Below are 6,000 nucleotides of genomic sequence, written 5' to 3'. Positions count from 1 at the left end.
CTCCCCCCCCCCCCCCCCCCGCGGGGCGGCCCCCCCCCCCCGCCCCCCCCCCCCCCCCCCCCCCCCCCCCCCCCCCCTCCGCGAGGTCGCTGAGAGTTGGACTCGTGGAGGCTCCCCCTCACCCGGAATTTGCTTGCGCAAATTCCGACCTCTCCCCGCACGCGGGGAGAGGCGAAGAACACCTCACTTCACCTTCGGCAGCACCTGCTTCACGACCTGCTTGCCTTCGACCACCTCGACCAAGAAGCTCTGGCGGTCGATGTCGCCGGTGTCGCTGAAGGTGACGTCCATTAGGATGCCCGGCTCGTCCGCGGCTTTGATGGTCAGGCCGTGCAGCGTGTCGGCGAACGCCTTGGAGTCGACCTTGCCCATCTTTTCGGTCGCGGCCTTCACCATGTAGACCGCGAGATAGCCTTTCAGCCCGTTATGGTCGGGCACGTAATTGTACTTCTTCGCGAACTTGTCGCGAAACGCCTTGATCAGGTCGACCGGCGCATCGGTGGTGAGGCCGACATGGCCGCGCGCGCCGTTGGCGGCATCGCCCGCGAGCTCGATCACCTTCTGCCCGATCAGCGTGGTCTCGCCCATCAGCGGCGCGGTGACGCCCTGGCGCTTCAGCTCCTTGAGGATGCGTGCGCTCTCTTCCTCGTTCAAATAGACGAACACGGCGTCGGGATTGGCGGCCTTGATCTTGCCGACGTCGGCGGCGAAATCGGCCTGGCCCGCCTCGGTGGAGAGATCGGCGACGACCTTGGAGCCGAGACGGTCGAGCTCCTTGATGACGACATCGCGACCGCCGCGGCCAAAGTCATTGTTGACCCAGACCACCGCGACTGACTTCGCTTTCATGTCGTCGTGAATGTATTTGGCGACCTTCGGCATCGACGATTGCTGGCCGAACGAGGTGCGGAACAGGAATTTGTTTCCGCCTTGCGTCAGCTCGGCGGCTTCGCCGCCCATGATCTGCGCGATGCCGGCCTCGGCCGCCAGCGGCGCGGTCACCTTCACCGAGCCGGAATAGCCGGGTCCGAGCAGCACATAGGGCTCGGCGTCGAGCGCCTTTTGCACCTGCGCGCGCGCGACGCCCGGGTTGGACTGCGAGTCGGCATGAGTGACTTCGAGCTTGCGGCCGAGCACGCCGCCCTTGGCGTTGATCTCCTCGATCGCGAGGTCGATGCCGTTCTTCCAATTGGTGCCGACGGTGGCGCCGCCCCCGGAAAGCTCGGCGACGTCGGCAAGCTTGATCGCCTGGGCGTGGGCACTGGTTGCAGTCGCGAAGGCTAGCAGGGCGCCCGCCAGCAAAGTCGATTTCATGGTCTCTCCTCCTGTTTCGTGATGGTGTCCGCGGCCTTGTGTCCGGCCGCTTGGTTTACGCTGCGTGATAGGCTGAGCTTCGGGCCGCCATCACCTCGTCAAAAGCCTCTCCCATGATCTCGGTCGATGGGGCAAGGCCCGTGAACAGCTCGAAAGCGTCGGCGGCCTGGTAGATCGCAAGCTCCCGGCCGGTCATGATCCGCGCGCCCTTGGCTTGGGCAGCCGCCAGCAGCGGCGTGATGAGCGGCGAATAGACGGCGTCGGCGACCCACAGGCTTTGACGCAGCAGCGTCGGCGCGACCGGCGTTTCCCGGTTCGGCAGCATGCCGACCGGCGTGCCGTTGACGAGGCCCGTTGCGCCGTCGAGCGCGGCCTCGACGCTTGCGGCGACCCTGGCGCCACCCTGCTTGACGAGCAGCGCGGCGAGTTTTTCGGCGCGTGCCGGCTCGCTGTCGAAGATGCGGATGTCGGTCACGTCAAGGCTTGCCAGCGCAAAGGCGATCGCCTTGCCGACGCCGCCGGTGCCGATCACGGCGACCGCGTTTCCAGAGCGTGCCAGCAGCGGCGCGACGGCGCGCGCAAAGCCCGTCGTGTCGGTGTTGTGGCCGATCAGCCGGCCGTTCCTGACAACGACGGTGTTGACCGCCCCCATGGCGGCCGCCCCCGGTGCCAGTTCATCGAGCAGCGGGACCACCGCCTCCTTGTAGGGAAAAGTGACGTTGACGCCGGCAAAGCCGAGCCGCCGCACGCCTTCCAGCATCATGGCGAGCTCGGCCGAGCCGGCGCCGGCCACTTCGATAAGCTGATAATGTCCGCGCAGGCCAAGCCCCTCCGCGGCGCGCTCATGCATGGCAGGGGAGGCGGAATGCGCGATGGGTGCGCCGATCAGGCCGGTCAGGAGCTTTTTGGATGCGGCGGGTCCGCGCTTTGACATGGTTCGCTATCGTCTCGTTGGGAGCGTTTGATCCCGGCCATTAGCGGGGAGATCCGCCCAATTCCAAGGGGCTTCCCCTAGGAACGATAGTCTTTCCTCGGCCTAACACAATTACCCTTTTGTCCTCCAAACCTAACATAATGTTATCTCTTCCGCCCCCGTGGCGGCGCGGCCCTGCCTTTGGCCCGCGTCGGCTCGACCGCGCGCATCTCCGCGCGCAGGGACTCGATGAAATACTCGACATGAAGCGACAGCGGCGCGCCGCGCTTCACCGCGATATAGGTGTCGAATCGCGTCGGCTCGGTGATCTTGATCAGCTCGATGCCGGGATAGCCCCCATGGGCTACCGTGAACTGGTCGATGATGGCGATGCCGAGCCCCGCCTTCACCAGCGCGCAGACCGTGGTGCCGAAGCGGGCGCGGATGGTGATGTTGTACGCGAGCCGGTGGCGCGCGAAGATCTCGGCCATGATCCGGCCGTAGGGGTCGTTGGGATCGATGCCGATCAGCGGATAGCGCGTGATCTCGGCGGCGGAGACCTGCTTGCGGCCGGCGAGCTCGTGGCCCGGCGGCACGATGCAATAGAGTTCGCCGGAGGCGAGCGGCAAGAAATCGAGCCCGGAATGTTCGAGCCGGTAGCTCATCGCAACGCACTCGCCGCGGCCGAGCAGGAGATAGTCGATGGCTTCCTCGAGCTTGAGGATGTTGATGTCGATGCCGAGATCCGGATAGCGCCGCCGGACCCGCTCGATCGCGCGCGGCACCATGACTTGCGAAATGCTCGGCACCGAGCCGATGCGCAATTCCGACAATCCGCCGCGTCCGATCTTGGAAATGATCTCGGAGAGGTCGTCGACCTTCTTGTAGACGCCGTTGATCTGCTCGAAGATGTTCTCGGCTTCCGGGGTAGGGAAATAGCGTCCGTTCTGGCGCTGGAAGAAGCGGATGCCGAGCGAGCGCTCGGTGTATTTGACGAGGCGGCTGATGCCCGGCGCCGAAACGTTCAGCAGCTTCGCCGCACCGCCAATGGTGCCCGTCACCATCACGGCCCGGATCACTTCAACCTGGCGCAGCGTCATCATGTCCTGAACATCCCGAAAGAGGATCGCGGCGGCGATCATCTCACGGGAGGCGTGACATCATCCAGCGGCAAGTGAGCGTTGATGTGCACGGGACTCTCGTGTCTCGGACACGCCGCAACGCGTTTAGCGTTGCGGTGCAGAGCCGGGGCGAGAAAGCCAAAGGGTAAGTTGCGGCTGGGTGAGCCCGGCTCTGCAGCGTACGGCCGAAGAGACGCTGCGCTGCGTCCGGGGCAAGAGACCGTGGCTGATTCACCAACCTGCTCACAAGGGAAAAGGAAAGCCAACTTCGCTGTGCGCGTGTTCGACTAAAATCTGCGCGTTCAAATGGCAGGGCGCCGTCGGCGCACGAGCTGTCGCAGCGGCGTCGGTTGCCGCAATTGCGTGCTAACTCGCCGGTCCGTCCGGCGTGGCGCTCTCTGCCGGCTTGCCGCGCTCGCTTTGCAGCACCCCGCGTGCGAACTCGATGATCTTCTGCTTGTTTGCCGTTTCGCGGACGGCGAAAAATACGCGGTTGAGTTCCAGGCCGAGCACGCTGTTGAGGGCGATGTCCTCGTCTTCCATCGTGGTTCCCCGCTTCAGACATCGTAGGTGTATCTTGACGTCACTTCTTCCACAAGTAGATCAAGCCTTCGGGGTCAATGGGATACCGGGAAACTACGGAAACCATGAATTGAGGCAGTGCCCAAAGACGTGCTATATCGCACAGCGAGGGTCAGGAAACGCACCGATGTCCGCCGTGGATTATGGCCGGGAAGCGCTCGACTTCATTGAGGGGCTTGGAGCCTATACCAAGGTTCCGGACGCCATGGATGCGCTTGCGACCGCGTTCGGGCGCTACGGCTTCGAGCACATCATCGTCACCGGCTTGCCGAATCCCGATCAGCGCTTTTCCCAGATGGTGCTCGCCAAGAAGTGGCCGGCGGAGTGGTTCAGCCTCTATACCCAAAAAGGCTACGACCGCGTGGATCCCGTGATCCGCAAATGCCGACAGACGGTGAATCCTTTCGAGTGGTCTGAGGCGCCGTACGATCCGGAGCTGGAGCCGGGCGCTGTGGAGGTGATGCGGCGCGCTGCCGATTTCCGCATGTCGCGCGGCTTCGTCGTGCCGATCCATGGATTGACCGGCTACGAGGCCGGCGTCTCGCTCGGTGGCGTTCACCTCGATCTCAATGCGCGCAGCAAGCCGGCGCTGCACCTGATCGGGATGTACGGCTTCGATCACATTCGCCGCCTTCTCAATCCGGCGCCGCATCGATCGATGCGTCTTACCCCGCGCGAGCGGGAGGTGCTTGCCTGGGCCTCGCAGGGCAAGTCGGCCTGGGAGATCGGCGAGATCCTGCATATCACGCAGCGCACCGCCGAAGAGCATCTTGCAACTGCCGCGCGCAAGCTTGGTGCCGTCAACCGGACGCATGCGGTCGCGATCGCAATCCGCCACAGAATCATCACCCCCTGAAATCCACGCCTACTGGGAAATTTCCCAGTAGTCGGTTTGGCCGTTTTCCGTGAGGATTCCCCATTATTTCGAAAAATGGGGGAATAAATGATTCATGTGATTTCTGCCGTCAACCGGCACCTCTACGAGGACGTTCTCGAGCAACATTTCAGGTTGCGTCACGAGATTTTTGTCGAGGAGCGGAAATGGGAGGCGCTGCGCAAGCCCGATGGCCGCGAGGTCGACGCCTACGACAATGAGGACGCGGTCTACCTGCTGGCTCTCGAAAATCGCCGGGTGCTCGGCGGCTCCCGTCTTTATCCTACCACCAGGCCGACGATGATGAGCGAGGTTTTCCCGCATCTCGCCGCGGTGCGCGGCTGCCCCTCGAACCCGCTGGTATGGGAATGGTCACGCTTCTTCGTTTCGCGCGAGCGCCGCGACGGCGCGTTCAATTGGCAATTGATGGCGGCGGCGCAGGAGTTCTGTCTCGATCAGGGCATCGAGCGTCTCTGTCTTGTCATGGAGACCTGGTGGCTGCCGCGCTTCCACGAGATCGGATTCGTCGTCACGCCGCTGGGATTGCCGGCGCTGGTCGAGAATTCCTGGACGATGGCGGCCACGATCGAGGTCCGTCAAGAGTCGCTCGATGTCGTGTGTGACCGTCTCGGGATGACAAGCGTCGTGCAACAGGACGGCCCGCGTCTGGACGCCGTCGCCCGTGCCAACCTCTGCGGCCTCGCTGCCGCGCAACGGAAGAGCGCCTGAGATGTCGAACATGATGCGGGACAGCCAGATCATGGCGCAGATCAAGGACGAAAATCTCGGCTACATGTCCGACATGGCGCTCGAGCTCGCGCAGATGGCGGAAGACACCGGATTGGCGACGCTCGCCTATCTGTTCCGGATGGCGGCGCTGGAGGCCTCGACGGCCAACAGCGTGCTCGCCGAGCCGGATGACTTTCCCCGGCAGATGACATCGCACTAGGCGTAGCCTTCTCAAAGTTGCGACGAACTCACACCCTCTCTCCGGCAACGGAGGGAGGGTGATCCGCTTTGGGTGCGGCAGGTTGACCCATCCTGCGCGGCAGTCTTCTTGCAAGGCCGATTGCAGGGCCGAGATCGATCGGATGCATCGGCATGCAACAAAGTGCAGGTTGGGTGTCGAATCGCTCTTGCCTCGGAACGATACTGCCATTACCCATTTTTCCGCCTTGTACAGGCAGGGGGAGCTC

At 63.8% G+C, this 6,000-nt stretch carries 7 protein-coding genes; 3 read left to right on the top strand and 4 right to left on the bottom strand.

The annotated features are described in order from the left end of the window. Positions 1-183: 183 nt before the first annotated feature. The 4 genes from AC0L2J_RS23190 to AC0L2J_RS23175 form a co-directional block, all read right to left on the bottom strand. The gene (locus tag AC0L2J_RS23190; protein ID WP_473394655.1) at positions 184-1,314 is read right to left on the bottom strand and encodes an ABC transporter substrate-binding protein; all 1,131 of its coding nucleotides are present in this window, start codon (positions 1,312-1,314) and stop codon (positions 184-186) included. A 55-nt stretch (positions 1,315-1,369) separates the two neighbouring features. Further along, entirely contained in the window at positions 1,370-2,248 is an 879-nt protein-coding gene (locus AC0L2J_RS23185; RefSeq protein WP_473394654.1) for a shikimate dehydrogenase, read from the bottom strand. Positions 2,249-2,391: 143 nt separating this feature from the next. Next, a complete protein-coding gene (locus AC0L2J_RS23180; RefSeq protein ID WP_473394653.1) occupies positions 2,392-3,330 on the bottom strand; it encodes a LysR family transcriptional regulator in 939 nt (312 codons plus the stop codon). A gap of 384 nt (positions 3,331-3,714) precedes the next feature. Further along, positions 3,715-3,891 (bottom strand): hypothetical protein, encoded by a 177-nt coding sequence (locus tag AC0L2J_RS23175; protein WP_007615752.1) that lies wholly within the window; start codon positions 3,889-3,891, stop codon positions 3,715-3,717. Between the two features lie 166 nt (positions 3,892-4,057). On the opposite strand from AC0L2J_RS23175, the gene AC0L2J_RS23170 reads away from it, so the two are divergent. The 3 genes from AC0L2J_RS23170 to AC0L2J_RS23160 all read left to right on the top strand — a co-directional run bounded on the left by AC0L2J_RS23170 (position 4,058) and on the right by AC0L2J_RS23160 (position 5,753). Then, positions 4,058-4,786: a helix-turn-helix transcriptional regulator gene (locus tag AC0L2J_RS23170; protein WP_007615751.1), complete on the top strand. Its 729-nt coding sequence runs from the start codon at positions 4,058-4,060 to the stop codon at positions 4,784-4,786. Between the two features lie 87 nt (positions 4,787-4,873). Next, positions 4,874-5,533, top strand: a complete 660-nt coding sequence (locus AC0L2J_RS23165; protein ID WP_007615749.1) for an acyl-homoserine-lactone synthase — start codon at positions 4,874-4,876, stop codon at positions 5,531-5,533. Between the two features lies 1 nt (position 5,534). After that, entirely contained in the window at positions 5,535-5,753 is a 219-nt protein-coding gene (locus tag AC0L2J_RS23160) for a hypothetical protein (protein WP_473249950.1), read from the top strand. Positions 5,754-6,000 lie beyond the last annotated feature (247 nt).

The organism is Bradyrhizobium sp. MV1.5 (assembly GCF_055807615.1).
Note: the sequence above shows the minus strand (reverse complement) of the source record. Positions and strands in the feature narration are given on the sequence as shown.